Genomic DNA, 19191 nt, shown 5'->3' on the forward strand with positions numbered 1-19191 from the left:
AAAGCTGACCAATGGGGCTGGTCAAGGAATGAACAAAATTACAGATTACGTGCAATAAGTTAGCACTAAAGATCTCATCCGTCTAGCATAGACGCAAGTCAAACCATGCACAACGAGAAATTGTGCACGGTTCGAGACAGAGTCGCTTACAGGTTCGCGTCTAGGAACTCTTTAAGCTGGCTCTTTGACAGGGCACCCACTTTGGTTGCCGCTACACCGCCGTCTTTGAACAGCAGCAGTGTCGGGATACCACGGATACCGAATTTCGGTGGTGTCGCTGCATTCTGGTCGATATTCAATTTACCGATAGTCAGCTTGCCTTCGTACTCGTCCGCGATTTCGTCAAGAATTGGGGCAATCATTTTACATGGACCACACCATTCAGCCCAAAAATCGACTAGTACCGGGCCTGCAGCAGTAATGACATCACTTTCGAAACTTGCGTCTGTCAGCTGCACAATCTTGTCGCTCATCTTCCACTCCAATGGTTGATTTTGTTAGCTGATTTGATTTTAACCAGCAAATCGATGCCCTATTTGAATGGAATCCGTTTCGTATTGCAACCCTAAGCTGATATTCTATACGAATGAAGACGACTCACATCACAGAGCAAAAATTTGCCGACCTGGGTTTAGAACCTCAGGTTTTACAAGGATTGGAAGCCAAAAACTTCCATAATTGTACGCCGATCCAGGCGCTGGCATTGCCGGTAGTGCTCTCCGGCCGTGACATTGCTGGTCAGGCTCAAACAGGCACAGGGAAAACCCTGGCTTTCCTGACTGCGACTTTTAACTACCTGCTGCTAAACCCAGCAAAAGAGGATCGTAAGCAAAACCATCCTCGTGCCATTATTATGGCACCAACACGTGAACTGGCGATCCAGATTTACAACGATGCCAAGCCATTGCTTGAAAGCACCGGTCTAAAAGCGGGACTTGCTTATGGTGGTGAAGCCTACGAGAAACAGCAGAAAACCCTCGAGGCCGGCGTAGATATCCTGATTGGCACCTGTGGCCGTATCATCGATTTCTACAAGCAGCGTGTGATTGACCTACGCTCTATCCAGGCCGTGGTGCTGGACGAAGCCGACCGTATGTTCGACCTTGGCTTTATCAAGGATATCCGCTTCTTGTTCCGCCGTATGCCTGCACCGCAGGAACGTCTGAACATGCTGTTCTCGGCAACGCTGTCTTACCGCGTGAAAGAGCTGGCGTTCGAGCACATGAACTCACCTGAAAGCGTGATTGTCGAGCCAGAGCAGAAGACTGGCCACCGTATCCAGGAAGAGCTGTTCTACCCATCGAACCAAGAAAAGATGCGTTTGCTTCAGAGCCTGATCGAAGAAGAATGGCCAGACCGCGCCATCATCTTTGCCAACACCAAGCACCGCTGTGAAGATATCTGGGCACACCTTGCAGCAGATAAACACCGTGTTGGCCTACTGACCGGCGATGTACCGCAGAAGAAACGTGTTCGCATCCTGGAGCAGTTCACCCAAGGTGAAGTCGATATCCTGGTAGCAACAGACGTGGCGGCACGTGGCCTGCACATCCCTCAGGTGACACACGTATTCAACTACGACCTGCCTGACGATGCCGAAGACTACGTTCACCGTATCGGCCGTACCGGTCGTGCAGGTGCCAGCGGCCATTCGATCAGCTTTGCCTGTGAGCAATATGCCATTAACCTGCCAGCTATCGAAACCTACATTGAACATGCTATCCCGCTGTCGAAGTACGACTCGGAAGCCCTGCTAGATGACCTGCCGCCGCCATTGAGCGTTCCTCGCTCTCCGCGCCAAGGTGGCAACCGTCGCAGTGGCGGTGGCTCACAGCGTCAAGGCCAGTCGCGCCAGCGCAGCCGTCGCCGTCCGCCGCAGAACAAACAGCAGTAAAAGAAAGATATGCCTATGGAAAGAACAGTATCACCCTTGTACGCCGCCATTGACCTTGGCTCCAACAGCTTCCACATGTGGATAGTCCGGGAGGTCGCAGGCACCGTCCAGACCTTAGCCAAGATCAAGCGCAAAGTCCGCCTGGCTGCCGGCCTCAACAGCGAAAACGAGCTGAGCATTGAGGCAATGCAACGGGGGTGGGACTGCCTGAGCCTGTTTGCCGAACGCCTGCAGGATATCCCGGCAAGCAACATCCGTATTGTCGGCACCGCTGCACTGCGCACGGCCGTCAATGCCGAGGCATTTCTTTCCAAAGCCGAGACTATCCTCGGTTACCCGGTCGATATCATTCCTGGCGAAGAAGAAGCCCGGATCATCTACCAGGGCGTTGCCCACACCTCTGGCGGCTGTGGCAAGCGCTTGGTAGTCGATATCGGCGGAGCCAGCACCGAAGTCATCATTGGTGAGGGGTTTGATGCCAGTGCCCTGACCAGCCTCAAAATTGGCTGTGTCACCTGGCTTGAGCGCTATTTCAAAGACCGCTACCTTACCGAGGCCAACTTCGATGCCGCGATCGCGGCCGCCAAAGCGGCTATTGCCCCTATCGTTGAGCAATACCAGACGCTGGGCTGGCAAACCTGTGTCGGGGCCAGCGGTACCGTCCAGGCCTTGCAGGAAATCATGCTGGCCCAGGGGATGGATGAAATAATTACCCTGCAGAAGCTCAAGCGGATGCAGCGCCAGGCCATGCAGTACGAGCGCCTGGAAGATCTCGATATTGAGGGCCTGACCCTTGAGCGCGCGCTGGTCTTCCCGAGCGGCCTGTCTATCCTGATCGCGATTTTCGAATCTCTGGGTATCGAATCGATGACCCTTGCCGGCGGCGCCCTGCGCGAAGGCATGGTATACGAGATGATGAGCCAGATGCGACACAATGATGTCCGCGAACGCACCCTGCAGAGCCTGCAGACCCGCTTCCAGCTCGACAGCACCCATGCCGGCAACGTCAGCGATACCGCCCGTGCCCTATTGGCTAGCTGCCTATCGGAATGGACCCTGGAACCTCAGGCGCACTACCTGCTCGATGCCAGCACGGCACTGCATGAAATCGGCACCATGATCGAGTTCAAGAAGAGCGGCGAGCACGCGGCCTACTTGATCCACCATAGTGACCTACCCGGCTTCACCCGTGCCCAGAAGCACCTTATCGGTGAATTGCTGCGCCGCTACCGCGACAACCTGACCAGCCTGCCGGAGCAACACGCCCTGTCGGCCCAGAGCGCAACCCGCCTGCTGCGCCTGCTGCGCCTGGCTGTGATCCTGTGCCACCGCCGCAACAGCAGCCACCAGCCGCCGTTCACCCTGGCAGCACAGGACAACGCGCTGAGCCTGTCACTGCCAGCCAGCTGGCTGGCGGCCAACCCGCTGACCGATGCCGAACTGCACCAGGAGGCCACCCGCCAGAGCGACATGGGCTGGCCACTGGCTATCATCGCCAGCGAGTAACACGCACCACCCATAAAAAAAGCACCCCGCGGGGTGCTTTTTTATTGCTCGTCTACAAATCTAATGTGTAATTCAAATTAGATTCAAAGAAAAGCATCTTCAAACTCTCACTTTCTTAATTGCCCGTCTTTGGCGCAGGGATTTCGCTTCATAGCTAAGAGGGCGCGCGGAGTTGATAATCATCAATGAGCACGACCAAAAACTTCACCAACAAAACTCAAGCATAATGGCTGATTCGGCGCAGGGATTTCACCCCAGAGCAAAGAGGACACGCGGAGTTGATAATTATCAATGAGCATGTCCGATGCTGGGCTGGGGTGAAATAACCAGCCCAGTCAGCTCATTATCCGGTGATGCCGCTGTGGCGGAGCAATGCATCGATCTGCGGCTCACGGCCACGGAAGCGCTTGAACAAGTCCATCGGCTCCTCGCTGCCGCCGCGCTCAAGGATACAATCGAGGAAGTCAGCCCCGGTTTCGGTATTGAAGATCCCCTCTTCCTCGAAACGCGAGTACGCATCCGACGACAGCACTTCTGCCCACAGGTAGCTGTAGTAGCCTGCGCTGTAGCCACCGGCGAAGATGTGGCTGAAGCTATGCGGGAAGCGGCCGAATTCAGGGCTTGGTACCACCGATACACGGGATTTGATATCTGCTAGCGTCTCTAGCACCTTGGCACCCACTTCAGGGTCGTATTGGGTGTACAGGGTGAAGTCAAACAGGCCAAATTCTAGCTGACGTAGGATCCCCATCGCCGACTGGAAGTTCTTGGCAGCCAGCATCTTGTCCAGCATCTCTTTTGGCAGCGGCTCGCCAGTTTCGTAATGGCCGGAGATAAACGCCAGGGCCTCTTCTTCCCAGCACCAGTTTTCCAGGAACTGACTCGGCAATTCAACCGCATCCCAAGGCACACCGTTGATCCCCGAGACTGCCGGGACTTCAATCTGGGTCAGCATGTGGTGGATACCGTGGCCAGTTTCGTGGAACAGGGTGACCACCTCGTCATGGGTAAACAGCGCAGGCTTGTCGCCCACCGGCTTGTTGAAGTTACAGGTCAGGTATGCCACCGGCGCCTGCAAGCTGCCATCTTGGCGGGTACGGCGGACGATACATTCATCCATCCACGCGCCGCCGCGCTTGTGCTCACGGGCATACAAATCAAGGTAGAAGCTACCGCGCAGCTCGCCTTGGGCATCGAAGATATCGTAGAACTTCACCGACTCATGCCAGGTATCGACACCGGTGCGCTCTTTGACGTCCATGCCGAATACACGCAGGAGTACCTCGAACAGGCCAGCAACGACTTTCTGCTCCGGGAAGTACGGACGCAGCTGCTCATCAGAGATGCTGTAGCGGTGCTGCTTGAGCTTCTCGGCATAGAAGGCAAAATCCCAAGGCTCCAGGTCTTCGGCGCCAAACTCGGTGCTGGCATACTCACGCAGCTCAGCCACTTCACGCTCGCCCTGCGGCTTGGCGCGGCTGGCGAGGTCGTTCAAGAAACCCAGTACCTGCTCGGTAGATTCCGCCATCTTGGTCGCCAGAGATTTCTCGCTATAGGTATTGAAACCCAGCAGGCGGGCAATCTCGTGGGTTAGCTTGAGCTTCTCGGCAATAATTTCGCTGTTGTCCCACTTGCCGGCATTCGGGCCGCGGTCAGACGCACGGGTAACAAAGGCTTCGTACATTTCCTGGCGCAGATCACGGTTGTCACAGTAAGTCATCACCGGCAGGTAAGATGGGATATCCAGGGTGAACAGGTAGCCTTCCTGCTCTTTGGCTTCAGCAGCCGCCTTTGCCGCCTGCAGGGCCGACTCGGGCAAACCGCCAAGCTCGGCTTCGTCAGCCACCAGCTTGCTCCAGCCCATGGTGGCATCCAATACATTATTGCTGAATGTAGAAGACAGCTCGGACAGGCGCTTGCTGATCTCACCGTAGCGGTGCTGCTCTTTGGCTGGCAGGCCAATGCCCGACAGTTCAAACTCTTTCAGCGCATCGGTGATCGATTTTTGCTGTGCCTGGCTCAACTCGGCAAAGCTATCATCAGCCTTGATCGCTTTGAAGGCATCGTACAGCCCCTTGTGCTGACCAACCCAGGTGCCGTAGTCCGACAGCATCGGCAGGCAGCTCTCGTAGGCTTCGCGCAGCTCGTTGCTGTTCTTCACTGCGTTGAGGTGGCCGACTGGCGACCAAATGCGGCTCAAACGGTCGTCCGTTTCTGCCAGCGGTACGCAGATGGTGTCCCAGCTTGGTGCGGTATCAGCTGCCAGCACTTGCTCCACAGCCGCGCGGCAGTCAGCAATAGCCTGCTCGACGGCAGGTTTGACATGCTCAGGCTGGATTAGCGAAAACGGAGGCAGGCCCGTCATCGAAAGTAATGGGTTAGTCATGCGCAATTCCTTAAATTAGTTGTCCATTAATAAATGCGTCTTGAACAGCGTAAATTCAATCCTTTCATCGCACTAAATCGTAACGCAGCCATCTAATTTTAACCTAGATTTAACACCTTAAGCATGAAAGTCATCACGGTTGCTGGCTATTCCCTGCCAATTGGCGATAATACTGACCCAATTTATCCCTAGCCTGTCGAGATCCCAGCCATGCTGAGCTACCGCCATAGTTTCCATGCCGGCAACCATGCCGATGTGGTCAAGCACATTGTCCAGAGCCTGATCCTGGATGCCCTGAAACAAAAGGACAAACCCTTCGTCTACCACGACACCCATTCCGGTGTCGGCCGTTACGACCTTCAGGATGAGCGCAGTGAGAAAACTGGCGAGTTCAAGCAAGGTATTGCCCGGATCTGGCAGCGTGACGATATCCCGGCCGAGATCGCCAGCTACATCGACGCCATCAAGGTGCTGAATGACGGTGGCGAGCTGCGTTACTACCCAGGTTCGCCGAAAGTCGCCCGCGCCCAAATCCGCGAACAGGACCGCATGGTGCTGACCGAGCTGCACCCTAGCGACTTCCCGCTGCTGCTGCAGGAGTTCCGTGGCGACCGCCAGGTGCGCATCTACAAAGAAGATGCTTTTGCCCGCCTCAAAGGCAGCCTGCCACCGAAAGAGCGCCGCGGCGTGATCCTGATTGACCCACCGTACGAGCTCAAGCACGAGTACATGGATGTGGTCAAGGCAATCAAAGAGAGCCACAAGCGCTGGGCGACGGGCACCTATGCCATCTGGTACCCGGTCGTTTACCGCGAGAATATCGACAAGATGCTCAAGGGGCTGGAAGAGCTGGGGATCCGCAAGATCCTGCAAATCGAGCTGGGTGTCGAGCCGGATACCGAAGAGCGCGGCATGACCGCCTCGGGCATGATTGTGATCAACCCGCCGTGGAAACTGGAGAGCCAAATGAAGGTAATTCTGCCATGGCTAAAAGAGGCCATCGCCCCTAACCACGGCCACTACAAAGTAGAGTGGATCGTTCCGGAATAAGCGGCGATTTAGCGCTAACAGCTTGTAAGGCGGGGGTTCCCGCCTTTTTTGTGGCTGTTATTTTTTGTTCCAACTTTCTCGAACTCCCCCTCTCGTAACTCTTCCCATTCTTGATTACACTAGGGCTAGCACAGCAGGAGCTGTTACCAAATCAAAACAATATTGGAGTAAAGTCATGGCAAAGCATTTTGATTACATCTGTATCGGCGGCGGCAGTGGCGGTATTGCTTCGGCAAACCGTGCGGCTATGTACGGTGCCAAGGTGGCACTGGTCGAAGCCAAGGCACTGGGTGGTACCTGTGTCAACGTCGGTTGTGTACCAAAGAAAGTCATGTGGCATGGTGCCCAAATTGCTGAAGCTATGCATCTTTACGCCAAGGACTACGGCTTTGACGTCGACGTTAAAGGCTTTGACTGGGGCAAGCTGGTCGAGAGCCGCGAAGCTTATATCAGCCGTATCCACACTGCTTACGACAACGTACTGGGCAACAACAAGATTGAAGTGATCAACGGTTTCGCCAAGTTCGTAGACGAGAAGACTATCGAAGTAAACGGCGAGCACTACACTGCCGACCATATCCTGATCGCCGTTGGCGGTGAGCCGACTATCCCGAACGTACCAGGTGCCGAGCACGGTATCGATTCAAACGGCTTCTTCGAGCTTAACGAACAGCCTAAGCGTACAGCCGTTATTGGTGCTGGCTACATCGCGGTTGAAATCGCAGGCGTTCTGAGCGCTCTGGGTACCGATACCCACCTGTTCGTCCGCAAGGAATCACCGCTACGCAGCTTTGACCCAATGATCATCGAGACCTTGGTTGAAGTGATGGACAAAGAAGGCCCAACACTGCACACCCACAGCGTACCGAAAGAAGTGATTAAGGAAGCTGATGGCTCAGTGACTCTACATTTCGAAAACGGCGAGTCGCACAACACCGATGTACTGATCTGGGCCATCGGCCGTAACCCGACTACCGACAAGATCAACCTGGCAGCGACCGGCGTTGAAACCAACGCTCGCGGCTACATCAAGGTTGACGAGTACCAGCGTACTAATGTCGAAGGCATCTACTGTGTCGGCGATATCATGGAAGGCGGTATCGAGCTAACACCGGTTGCGGTTAAGGCCGGTCGCCAACTGTCTGAGCGCCTGTTCAACAACAAGCCTGAAGCCAAGATGGACTACAAGTTGGTTCCAACCGTAGTGTTCAGCCACCCGCCAATCGGTACTATCGGCCAGACAGAAGCAGAAGCCATTGCCGAGTTTGGCAAAGAGAACGTGAAAGTGTACAAGTCTGGCTTCACCGCCATGTACACTGCAGTTACCGCACACCGCCAGCCATGCAAGATGAAACTGGTTTGTGCCGGCCCTGACGAGAAAGTGGTTGGCCTTCACGGCATCGGCTACACCGTCGACGAGATGATCCAGGGCTTCGGTGTCGCGATGAAGATGGGCGCGACCAAGGCAGACTTCGACTCAGTCGTGGCTATCCACCCAACGGGCTCGGAAGAGTTCGTTACCATGAGGGGTTAGTGTAGGAAAAGCATCTTACACACGTAAATAAATCTGGAAAATAATTAATCACTGTCCATACTGTATATATGGACAGTGATATTTTCAGGATGATTTATGACGTACCTTGTACACTCCAGCGATGTTTTCAAAGAGACTGAGCTAAAAAAACTGGATGATGGGTCATTCCATTGCAAACCCTCCACTGACAATATAGGCTCGCTACCGACGCTCTTTTCGCAAGATGGCGTATTCAATCAGGAAGCCAACAGCTATCTGTTTTATCTCAAGGCCGTAAAGAAGGCGGAAGACCTATCTCCCTGCGCACAAGCTCTACGTGCCTACCACCAGTTTCTTGAGGACAAGGGGCTACATTGGGATAAATTCCCACCTGTCAAACGACTCAAACCGACTTATCTGTTCCGTTCCCACCTGCTCAAGCAAATAAAGCAAGGCGAGCTTGCTCATAGCACAGCCAGCGTTCGTATGAACCAAATCGTCAATTACTATAAATGGTTGATGCACGATGGTTATCTACGCATAAAAAATGAGAAAGAGGCCCCTTTCAAAATGGAGTTTGTCTCTGTTCAGAACACGGGGATGCTTGCCCATTTATCTCCAACCTTCATTGTTGAGACCAGTGATTTACGCATAAAAGTGCCGAGGGATGCGGATAGCAAAAACATCAGACCGCTATCCCCGTTAAGCCGTGATGCCCTGAGCATTTTGACCCGACACCTACTACAAACATCTGAAGAGCTGCGCTTACAAGCCTTGCTTGCGATTGATACCGGAATGCGAGTTGAAGAAGTGGCAACCCTAACGCTAGATGCACTAGACACCGCAACCCCGCTTGCAGAGAGCGAGCATCGTCTAGAGATTCTGTTATGCCCCCGCTCCACAGGGGTGCAAACCAAATTCCTAAAAACTCGGGCTGTCGAGATTTCATCGGATTTACTTCAGTCATTGAATGAATATCGAACTTCAGAGCGCCGCCTGAAGCGTGTCGCCAAGATGAGTGAGAAAATTGAGCGGTTGGATAGCGACACTCCTCCTTTCGCCCAGAAGAGCATTGAAATACTAGAGCGCAGTGAACGCCACGAACCGCTTTTTATTAGCCAGCAAGGTAACCCTGCTACGGGGAAGTCCATTGAAGCTCGGTGGGTTGAGTTCAGGGCAGAAATAAAAGAGGCAGAACCTTCATTTAACCATCGTTTCCATGATTTACGCGCCACCTATGCCACCTACCGCCTCAGTGACCTGCTAGATGCTAAATTGCCTGTTGGCGATTGTATTGAGCTTCTGATGGGCTGGATGGGACATAAAGATGAAAGTACCACCATGAAGTATGTGAAATTCTTAAAACGCAGGGACGCCTTCAAGGTTAAATTTGGCATCTTGGATGCCATCATGCACGAAGCGCTAGGTGGTGAGGATGAGTAATAATGTTTCATACCTCCACGGCTGGAAGTCAGAGCTTTGTTTTCAGCTAAATACTGAAAATAATCATCTCGCTGATTTTAATCGCTTGCTGGTCAAGCACTGGCCTGCTACGAAAACACTACAGCAAGGCGGTCAATTTGAGGATGCCGACCGTGAAGGCTTTGTGCTCCAAATCAAAGACCGTTTTTGTGAAAGGATAGAAGAAGGGGAGAGTCATTACACTCTGTATACGCATTACCTTAAACTGTCTCAATACCTTCGGTGGTGCGACCTAAATAATGCGTTAGCTTTTACCCAAGAGTCACTGGAAAGTTATATGTCTCATCTGCATATTAGGGTTATGCAAGGGACTCTTAAAAGTAGTGGTTATCTCCAACTTCACTCTGCTATGTTGGTGCTATTTCGTGATTATTTGGATTGTCCATCAAGCTATTTCAGCACGATAACAGTGATGGATAAAAGTGATAGAGAATCTTTCGAAGCCTATACTCGCAGTGATTTAAACCAACTGCTCCCCTTCCTCCGCAGTCTGTTTAAGCAAACCTACCACCAATTTATTGAATCGCCCGAAACGCATATCAAGGCTCATAAGATAACGCACACCATGACCTTCTCGTGGAAAGGTCAAACCTATAAGCTAGGTGGTGCGATATCGAAAATGATGTCCGCAGGCACATACCTTTTGTCTTATTACACCTACGCAAACACCAGTGATTTATTTCAGTTACCACAGCCAAGTAATGCCTCTACGTCAGTAGGAGAAACGTGGTACACCATGCCCGCATTTAAGCGCCGAGCGTTCAAAACCATTCAAGTTGAGATGGGTGAGCATGAGCTGGATATACCGAAATACGCCATGCCTTTCTTCGACAACTTACTCAATGCGTCACGCTCAATTTCAACCGATAAAAACGCCACACTGCTTCAAACCGTCGCTGCGCAGCAAGCCACACCAATGAAAAGCGCTGTTCTTCAGCCTTTCCTACGGTGGGTTGAAAAGCATTTTACCTTCACTGACCAAACGGGACGTAGACTACGCCCGACGATTAGCCGTTTTCGTGAAACGGGCGCACAGATTACCGCCTATCACCAAGGCGAAATGATGAATGACATCATGCTAGGCAATAAGCCTAACACGAGAAAGATAAGCTATAGCGAAGGAAACCGAATAACCAACAATGCCATGATGCAAGATACGATGTCGATACGAGAAGAGCAGATTAAAAGTGGCGTAAACCCGAAAAAGGCGCAGACCAATTTAGGTATTGATGTTTTGGTCATAGAGGAAGAAAACAAAATCAATCTGCCTGATTTAAGTCGCACGCCCAACGGTGCGAGTTGCGCAACTCCCTTTGGCGAGAAGTCAGAAAAATACACAAGGAAAGCATTCAAACAAGGGTTGCTAAGTGAAGGGGAAAAATTGGCTTGTGCTGATTTGCTCGGTTGTTTCGGCTGTCCGAGTCAGGTCATCGTTCAATCGCTATCAGATATCTGGTGCCTACTTAGTTTTAAGGCGTGCATTGAGGAATCACTCTACCGACACCTCGACGCCAGCCACTACCGCCAGAACTTTGAAAATATCATAGTGTTCATAGAAGAAAAAATCTTACCCCACATTGCCAGAAAACTACTCAAACAAGCACAAGCCAAGCTTGATGATGAAGGCTATCACCCTAATTGGGACGATACTGATTCCGTTCTTGGTTTAATCCCTGTGCCATCTCAGGAGTTATCATCATGAAAACCAGCCACTTATACACTGCGGACTTCCCCGAAGCGCACAAGGTGCAAGTCGTGGACATTATATCGCTATATCACGAAGGGCGATTTGAAGAGTTGGATGCTGTTGTTATCTGCAAAGATAGAGACGGAAACGTGACGGCAACGTTTGGGCAAAGTAATTGGGATTGCGCACCTTTTTCGCGAAAGAAGGAGAGAAATAACCTCAACTTCTCAAGCTTGGACGCCGCACCCGAGCTGCAACGTGAACTCAAGATATTTACCTTTGGTTGGCTTTTTAACGCCTGCCCAAAAGGGAAAAAAGCACCGGAGTTTTCAGGCGTTTATTCTCGACAAAACGACATAATCAAAATTTACTTATTCTTAATGCAGCAGAATCAAGCATCACTGGCTGCGCTCTCCTCTTCGCCACTGATGGCAAAGCTTAATGACGACCTTCAAGAGAAAGATTATGTTCAAGGTACACTTGAGAGAACATTTGTTGCTATCAATGGAGCAATCGGTGATTCAGGCTGGCACAACATACCGCTGGGCATCGAACCTATAAAGGCAACAAAAGAAGCCCAAAGACTGAGTGATAGAGATGAGCAGCAAACCTTGGTCATTCCTGATCGGCTATGTCACGCAATCTACGGCAAAGCGATAGCACTCATTGAAGGGGCGTTGCCTTATGCCAAACTGCTGGCCGATACCGAGAGCGCGCTTCAAGACAACTATATTGAAGGTAAGAGAATTTTAGATGGCAAAGTTCAACAAGGTCGCGCTTATGCTTTTATGAATGGTGATGGGAGTATTGATAGCCAAAAATACGCACTTGCGATTAAAGGTAACCAACCCCATGAGCCTCGTACTCTTATTGCTCCATTGGCTGATAAGCTTCCTGACATCCCACTTAACAATGCCACTGAATTTCGACGCTATTTAGGGCAACTCATTACCGCGAGCTTTATTGTCTGCGGTGGGTTCAGTGGAATGCGATATTCAGAATTGGATAAGCTGACGCCCAACAGTTATTACAAAGACACCCTGAGTGGGCGAGTTCACCACATGTTGCAATCTCATACCTTTAAGCTCGGAGAAAAACGCGAAACGTGGGTGACAGCAGCCTCTTCCAAAACAGCCATAGACTTAATGACAATGCTCACTAAACGCTGGCGGAGCGAAGTGACTTACCCCGATGAGAAGTACACCAATTCATTATGGGTAAACCAAGGCGCTCGCTCAGTGCCACCGAGATTAATCACCAACTGGAATAGCCGCTTGCAGAGTTTTTGTCAGCAGTTTGATTTTGTGGTGACTGAAGACGATTATCAAGAATGCTTAACCTCCAATCCTCGCTCTTTAGACAGAGTGAAGAGACAGGTTGTTGTCGGCAAACCTTGGCCTATGGCCACTCACCAATTTAGACGTAGCCTCGCGTTTTATTGTGTGAAGAACCGTTTAGGGACATTGGTTGCGCTCAAGCAGCAATTTAAGCACCTCTACCTTTCAATGACAGAATGGTATACCAACGGAGGTAAGCTGGCGAGCCTGCTAGATTTAAAGGTGGATACAAAAATACAGCAAGCGCTCGAAGAGATTAACGCTGAAACCACCGCCAATAAAATCTTCAAACAATGGCATTCGGACGAAACCTTATCTGGCACCCATGGAAAAGCGATTATGAAAATGCGTGGCGATGTGCCGACCATCTACAGCTCTTGGGATGTTATATACAAAGCCGTCAAAGATGGAAAATTAACACTTCATGGTTCAATGCATAGCTACTGCAAGAGCGGGTATGACTGCGATATGGATGGGGTAATTGCCCCTCAGTTTTGCGTAGATTGCGACTCTGGCAGCAGCATTATTGATGAACAACAGGCGAAGTGGTGGCAGAAAAAACATCGCAGCTTATCGGCTTACATGGCGCTGGGTGAAGACACCTCGGTCACAGATAGAAGTCATTATATTACTCAAATTAGGGCGGCAGAAAACGTGATGCGAGACTTTGGGATGGCATTTACGGCCTTTGAAGCAGAACTAACCGTGAGGGAGATTTAGGCATGGGAAAAAGTGAAAACACCCTTATCGCTCTTGAGGCAGCCTTACAGCGCATAGCACACGGTAACGCTAAACGTATACCAACGACCAGGAAGCTAAGCGTCAGGGCCGTTGAGGAAGAGGCAAATTTGGGTAATGGTAGCGGTTATTACTACCCTGAGTTTGTTGAGAAAGTTAAACAAACCAAAGCTGAGATCGCAGCCGGCAAAGGTGAGCATGTTCAGCCAGAAATTCAGACTGTACGAGCAAAGCTCAATGAGCAGAAACGAATAAAGAGCAACTACAAAGAAAAGTACAACGAGGCCCGGGAACAGTTGGCCTTGTTTGCAGCCTCTCAGCACCACCTGAACGATAAGCTAGTTCAAGCATTAGCTCGTATTGATGAGTTGGAGTATGAAAATGCAGAGCTTCGAGAGGAACTGGCCAAGTTAAAAAGAAGCCAGGTCGTGTCAATTAAGTAAGTAATGCTAGCATTGCCCACTTGGAAGATAACTGAGTGGGCTTACCAACCAATCACACCTTGTCCCACTCAACACAGCCCTAACCAACAGCCCTAACCAACGCTTTGAAACTCATTTTTGGACAAAAACGCGTTAGGGTTGATTTTCGAATTTTGCAACTTCAGATAAGCTGACTTTGGGGAAACGAACCAAAGTCAAGCTAAGGCATGCCTGTCTAGTCGTTGACTGTTCAGAGGTTGACGCTACATATTTAGTTGTGAGAGGGGTATATTGCGTTAGTGCTCAGTAAAAGATAAAGCTCTCCATCAGGACAAGCTGATGAAGAGCTCAAACTATCGATTAAACGTCATCGAGAGAGAATGGCAAAACAGAATTTGAACCATCAAGAATTTTTAGTATCGGTGTCGGTGTGATGACCCCGTGTTCCATTGCTCTATCCAACGTGCTCTTATCAACCTCTCCCCAATTTGCTCGAGATGTTAGCCAATAGTATGACGGTGAATACAGATAAGCGTTGTCCAAGGATAAATTGTTATAAACCTCAATGTGCCACGAACCAGAAACATCTAATAATGTCCAATTAGTCCACACATATTTTAGCTGTGATTCATTAGTTGAGTCATTGTATGTATTGACTAGTCGCGACCCAGTATCTTCAACGACTATCGCACAAGAGAAAAAGAAATCTCGCTGCTTTTTAGTACGCATTATATCAAAGTTTGTAAAGCTTCCATCCTCAAGCTTACTATGGAACTCTTGGCATTGTTCAATGTCATTTCGTACAAATAAATCGAGCACTTCTGGATAAGATCCAGACATACCGTTCATATAACGTGAAAGCTCATACTGATAATGAGTAGTGTCATAATCAAGGCTATCCAGGGATATCTTTAATGACTCTAGAACTTCTTGCCTGTTTCTCTTCCTAACATTAATAAGATCATCATGAGAATCTAATGGAATAGAACGTATTACGGAGTGGTATTTAATCGGTGTGGCCATTTGATCATTAACAGTAGTCGCTGCACCAGAAAGCAGGCTGCTACCTATACTTGCACCGCTTAACAAACTCATCGCGGTGAATGTACCACTAGTAATGTTACTGCGGCGAGCCAATCGGTTATGATAGTCACCGGTAAACTCATCGAGGTTATTTGGGTTCATAGGCTCGATGTTGTAGGCCTTCATCATGATATTCATAGCCTTGCTATGCTCAGTAGAATGAGTATGCGAAAACTGGTTTGAGTATAAAAGCTCATCATGACTTTGTGTGCTTGCACAGCCAACTAAAATAGTTGACGCTACTGTAATAGCAAATAATCCCTTACTCATCATATACTTCCGTGTATTATTAGTAATCAAAAAGGCCAACTATGCTTATACAGGCATAACAAGCGGTAAGCCATTGAGTTATTGTAACTATTTGTAGATTTCTAAGGTGAATCACTTGTTTTGAGTAGCAGAGCAAGAGTTTTTCATGGGTTCTAAAGCATAAGAAGTTATTATGATTAACCTCTATATTCGTAACAAAGTTAGGGGCATAAATCATTTAGGGCAGGTATAGACCGAGTTCTTGAATGTGGTTAATTTTCTGGAAAGTGGTATATTGAATCTAACGTTTTTAGGAAAATTCGTTCCAAAATGCAATTTTTCTGGAAAAGGCTCGAATGCCTCTTCCCTTGTACCTTTCCAGATTTATTTCAGAATCCACCTGTGTTGGTAGTTTGCGACTATGCGTTGATAACGATAAATGGCGCTATAAGTCACGTTAATCGCACTCGGTATTAACGACAGTGCCTAGCCACAAAGCTAAATGAAAAAAGGAGCAATCATCGCTCCTTTTTTATTGCCTTTTTGCTGTGCTTGGGGTTGCAGATCATGCAACAACCATACAAGCACAAACAGGATCCTAAACCATAAATATCGTGCGATAGCGAATAATAATGAATAAAAGCGCAGATATTGGCGAAAATAATTCCATTTCAAGGTGAAAAACTGTAATCTTGCCCGACCTGATTATGGAAGATCAGTGAATATTTATTCCCTAGAGGATAAAGCATTTATTTACTCTTAGCTTATCAATCAGTTAAAGGCCAAATATGCAGGATCAGGTTATTTCCCAAAACGGTAAAAAGAGCCCATGGCTCATGTTCATCCTACCGTCGCTCCTCGGTGTCTTCCTTTTCATGGCACCTATCAGTTACCAGGATTCACTGACAATCCCTATCGCTATTCTGGCCAAATCGGTTCAGGCATTGTTCGACGGCATGCTGCCGGCCATGGTGACCTTCGTGATCGCCCTAACCGGTGTCGCCTCGATCGCCACCAAGCTATTGAAGCCAAAAGAGGTGCTAGAGAGCAGCTTTTTGAGCGGCCTGCTTAACCCGTCCCTGCCATGGTTTGTGGTCCAGCAGCTTGGTGCCATCTTTGTGGTGATGACCTACTTCGGTATCGGCCCTGAGATGATCCACCACGGTGATACCGGCGGCCTGGTTCTGAATGATCTGCTACCGGTACTCTTTTCTGTCTTCCTTTTTGCTGGTTTGCTGCTGCCATTGCTACTTAACTTCGGCCTGCTGGAGTTTGTCGGCGCCCTGTTCACCCGCGTGATGCGCCCATTGTTCAACCTTCCGGGCCGCTCGGCAGTGAACTGTATCGCCTCATGGCTAGGCGACGGCAGTGTCGGCGTGCTGATGACCAGCAAGCAGTACGAAAGCAAAATCTACACCGAGCGTGAAGCAGCGGTGATCGGTACCACCTTCACGGCGGTCTCTATCACGTTCAGCCTCGTGGTGATTGCCCAGGTGAACCTGGAGCACATGTTCGCCCCGTTCTACCTGACCGTTTGTCTGGCAGGTTTGGCAGCGGCGGTAATTGTCCCTCGCCTGCCGCCACTATCGTGGAAGAAAGACCGCTACATCGACGGCCAGCCGCTAGATGGCGATATCGAAGCCCTGCCGGAAGGCAAAACCGTGATTGGTTTTGGCCTGGAGCAAGCGCTGGAGAAAGCTTCTCAGGTGAAAAGCCTGCGCAGCATGGTGGTTGAAGGGGTGAAGAACGCGATTGATATGATCTTCGGCGTCCTGCCTGTGGTAATGGCCATTGGTACCATTGCCCTGGTGATTGCCGAGAACACGCCGGTATTCAGCCTGCTTGGCCAGCCGTTTATCCCGTTCCTTGAGCTACTGCGTATTCCAGAAGCCGCTGCCGCCTCTGAAACTATCGTGGTTGGCTTTGCCGATATGTTCCTGCCTTCTATCTTGGCATCGGGCATTGAGAGCGATTTGACCCGCTTTGTGATTGCGGCAATGTCGGTAACCCAGCTGATCTACATGTCGGAAATCGGTGCGCTGCTGATCGGCAGTAAAATCCCGGTCAAGCCGTGGGAGTTGTTCATGATCTTCATCCTGCGTACCCTGGTTACCCTGCCAGTGATTGCACTGATGGCGCACATCTTCTTCTAACAGAAAGCCATCATTTAGAACCTACAAAGCCAGCGCATTTGCCGCTGGCTTTTTTGTGCCCACCCCTGCGCCATACTCCCCTTCCCACCATCAAAAAAACCCACGTAAGCCATTAATTTTATTAATTAAAATCAAAGAGTTCATTTTTGAGCCATTAGCCATGCAATATTGTGCCAGCAATCACATATCAGCTCCTAAGTGGTTGATGTAATTTGAAATAATAAATATATATCACTGCGCCCAAAAGCATTCGGGCAATCAATAAAACAACAACAACTAATCATCAATACTCATTATTGCATTACAAGGAAAACCCATGCATTTCAGATACTCAGCTATTGCAGCTTCGATGATTGCCGCCCTATCGCTAACAGGCTGTGGCAGTGATTCTTCTGATTCAAAAAACAACGACACCACGAACCCAGTAGAGCCGACAGCCAAGCAGATCAAAGTGATTGACGGCTATCTATCTCAAGCACAGGTTTGCGTAGACCGAAATAGTAATAGCGCTTGTGACGCCAACGAAGTCGTCGGACTAACAGATAGTAATGGTGCTATTACTATCAAAGCTGAAGATGCAAAATACGCTGTTATCGCCCAAGCTATTGCGGGTAAAACCAGTGATAGTGATAAGGCAGGTCTACTTGGCAACAGTTATGAGCTTATCGCTGATACCGACAGCAAAGTTGTCACACCATTCACTACTATGGCTGAAATTCAGGATAAAACAGTAACCACACTTGCGGCTGAACTAAACCTAGATGCCAGCATTATCTCTGGCGACTATATTGCAGCTAAGCAAACTGCAGAAAATAAAGATGCAGCACAAAAAGCCCATCTTATGGCCCGTAGCATGACGAACGAACTGGCACCAACAGTAACGGATAATGATGCTGAAAAGCTGACAAAGTCGGCCGAGAAAATCACCGAGGCGATCAATGCCAGCATCAACAATGACGACAACCTAGACGACATTGTCATTGAAATTGATGAAAACGGTACCGCAGGAAAAACTGAAATGATCGCATCATTAAGCGATTACCTTGAAGGCAATACACTTTACTTTGCTAGCTTAAATAATGCTTACGCTGCTGAAGAGGGAATATTCAAGATTAGCTTCAAGGATGGCATCTTGACTGTCGAGGGCGATAAAGATCCAACGCCATCACAGGAAGAGTATCGTATTGAAGGCAACTCACTCGTCCATAAAGAAGACGGTAATGAGAGCAAAGAAGAGTTTATTTATGTCTCTACACAAACAAGCCTTGCTGTTACCCCCCAAAATGACCTTAACTTTTGGACGACAGTAAACCTCAATGCACCAGACTACGAGATGCAGAGCTTCAACAGTGCCATTCTTGAAGGGCAAACATGGTATTACCTTGATGATGACTCTACGGACAAGGAAACTGACCGCATGTTGGCAGCTATGACATTTGACGCTGACGGTATGGTTCTTATTACCGAAGAAGAGGAAAATATGCGCCTTCCTTGGCAAGTCAAGCAGGACGGTACGCTTTCGATTGACTTCCCTGAAGGCGACAATGACCTAGAGGTTAAAATTGTCGCTAAAGATAGCAACATCATGACTATCGCTAGCACTAACGGCTATAAGGCGAAATTCAGCTTGATGCTAAAAGACAAAACCCTTGCCGACTCTATTCTTGCTAAGTGGGGCGAGCAGATTTAAT

13 protein-coding genes are annotated in these 19191 nt (G+C 49.5%); 10 read left to right on the forward strand and 3 right to left on the reverse strand.

Annotated elements, in window-relative coordinates:
• Positions 1-146: 146 nt before the first annotated feature.
• The gene (trxA, locus tag ACXAGQ_RS07150) at positions 147-473 is read right to left on the reverse strand and encodes a thioredoxin TrxA (RefSeq protein ID WP_107298891.1); all 327 of its coding nucleotides are present in this window, start codon (positions 471-473) and stop codon (positions 147-149) included.
• A gap of 113 nt (positions 474-586) precedes the next feature.
• Here trxA and rhlB point away from each other — a divergent pair, with 113 nt between their 5' ends.
• Together rhlB and gppA are read left to right on the forward strand one after the other, a co-directional pair.
• Complete coding sequence (gene rhlB / locus ACXAGQ_RS07155) at positions 587-1894, forward strand: ATP-dependent RNA helicase RhlB (protein ID WP_475252860.1); 1308 nt, start codon at positions 587-589, stop codon at positions 1892-1894.
• 15 nt (positions 1895-1909) lie between these two features.
• A complete protein-coding gene (gene gppA / locus ACXAGQ_RS07160) occupies positions 1910-3400 on the forward strand; it encodes a guanosine-5'-triphosphate,3'-diphosphate diphosphatase (RefSeq protein WP_475252862.1) in 1491 nt (496 codons plus the stop codon).
• Between the two features lie 343 nt (positions 3401-3743).
• Here gppA and prlC read toward each other — a convergent pair whose 3' ends face one another.
• Entirely contained in the window at positions 3744-5786 is a 2043-nt protein-coding gene (prlC, locus tag ACXAGQ_RS07165) for an oligopeptidase A (protein ID WP_475252864.1), read from the reverse strand.
• A 210-nt stretch (positions 5787-5996) separates the two neighbouring features.
• On the opposite strand from prlC, the gene ACXAGQ_RS07170 reads away from it, so the two are divergent.
• The 6 genes from ACXAGQ_RS07170 (at position 5997) to ACXAGQ_RS07195 (ending at position 14036) form a co-directional block, all read left to right on the forward strand.
• Positions 5997-6836, forward strand: coding sequence for a 23S rRNA (adenine(2030)-N(6))-methyltransferase RlmJ (locus tag ACXAGQ_RS07170; protein ID WP_475252866.1), 840 nt, complete (start codon positions 5997-5999; stop codon positions 6834-6836).
• A 175-nt stretch (positions 6837-7011) separates the two neighbouring features.
• Positions 7012-8370, forward strand: a complete 1359-nt coding sequence (gorA, locus tag ACXAGQ_RS07175; RefSeq protein ID WP_475252868.1) for a glutathione-disulfide reductase — start codon at positions 7012-7014, stop codon at positions 8368-8370.
• 96 nt (positions 8371-8466) lie between these two features.
• Positions 8467-9792, forward strand: a complete 1326-nt coding sequence (locus tag ACXAGQ_RS07180; RefSeq protein ID WP_475252870.1) for a tyrosine-type recombinase/integrase — start codon at positions 8467-8469, stop codon at positions 9790-9792.
• The gene (locus tag ACXAGQ_RS07185) at positions 9785-11533 is read left to right on the forward strand and encodes a hypothetical protein (protein ID WP_475252872.1); all 1749 of its coding nucleotides are present in this window, start codon (positions 9785-9787) and stop codon (positions 11531-11533) included. The genes ACXAGQ_RS07180 and ACXAGQ_RS07185 overlap by 8 nt, the downstream gene beginning before the upstream one ends.
• Positions 11530-13575, forward strand: coding sequence for a hypothetical protein (locus ACXAGQ_RS07190; protein ID WP_475252874.1), 2046 nt, complete (start codon positions 11530-11532; stop codon positions 13573-13575). Before ACXAGQ_RS07185 ends, ACXAGQ_RS07190 begins: the two co-directional genes overlap by 4 nt.
• Positions 13576-13577: 2 nt before the next feature.
• Positions 13578-14036, forward strand: a complete 459-nt coding sequence (locus ACXAGQ_RS07195; protein ID WP_475252876.1) for a hypothetical protein — start codon at positions 13578-13580, stop codon at positions 14034-14036.
• Positions 14037-14375: 339 nt separating this feature from the next.
• Here the strand turns inward: ACXAGQ_RS07195 and ACXAGQ_RS07200 are convergent, their stop codons facing one another.
• The gene (locus ACXAGQ_RS07200) at positions 14376-15368 is read right to left on the reverse strand and encodes a hypothetical protein (protein WP_475252878.1); all 993 of its coding nucleotides are present in this window, start codon (positions 15366-15368) and stop codon (positions 14376-14378) included.
• 767 nt (positions 15369-16135) lie between these two features.
• Here ACXAGQ_RS07200 and ACXAGQ_RS07205 point away from each other — a divergent pair.
• Both ACXAGQ_RS07205 and ACXAGQ_RS07210 read left to right on the forward strand, forming a co-directional pair.
• A complete protein-coding gene (locus ACXAGQ_RS07205) occupies positions 16136-17500 on the forward strand; it encodes a YjiH family protein (RefSeq protein WP_475252880.1) in 1365 nt (454 codons plus the stop codon).
• 316 nt (positions 17501-17816) lie between these two features.
• On the forward strand, positions 17817-19190 hold the full coding sequence (locus ACXAGQ_RS07210) for a hypothetical protein (RefSeq protein WP_475252882.1): 1374 nt from the start codon (positions 17817-17819) through the stop codon (positions 19188-19190).
• Position 19191: the final 1 nt, after the last annotated feature.

It is taken from the genome of Photobacterium sp. ABD4_091, assembly GCF_056160145.1.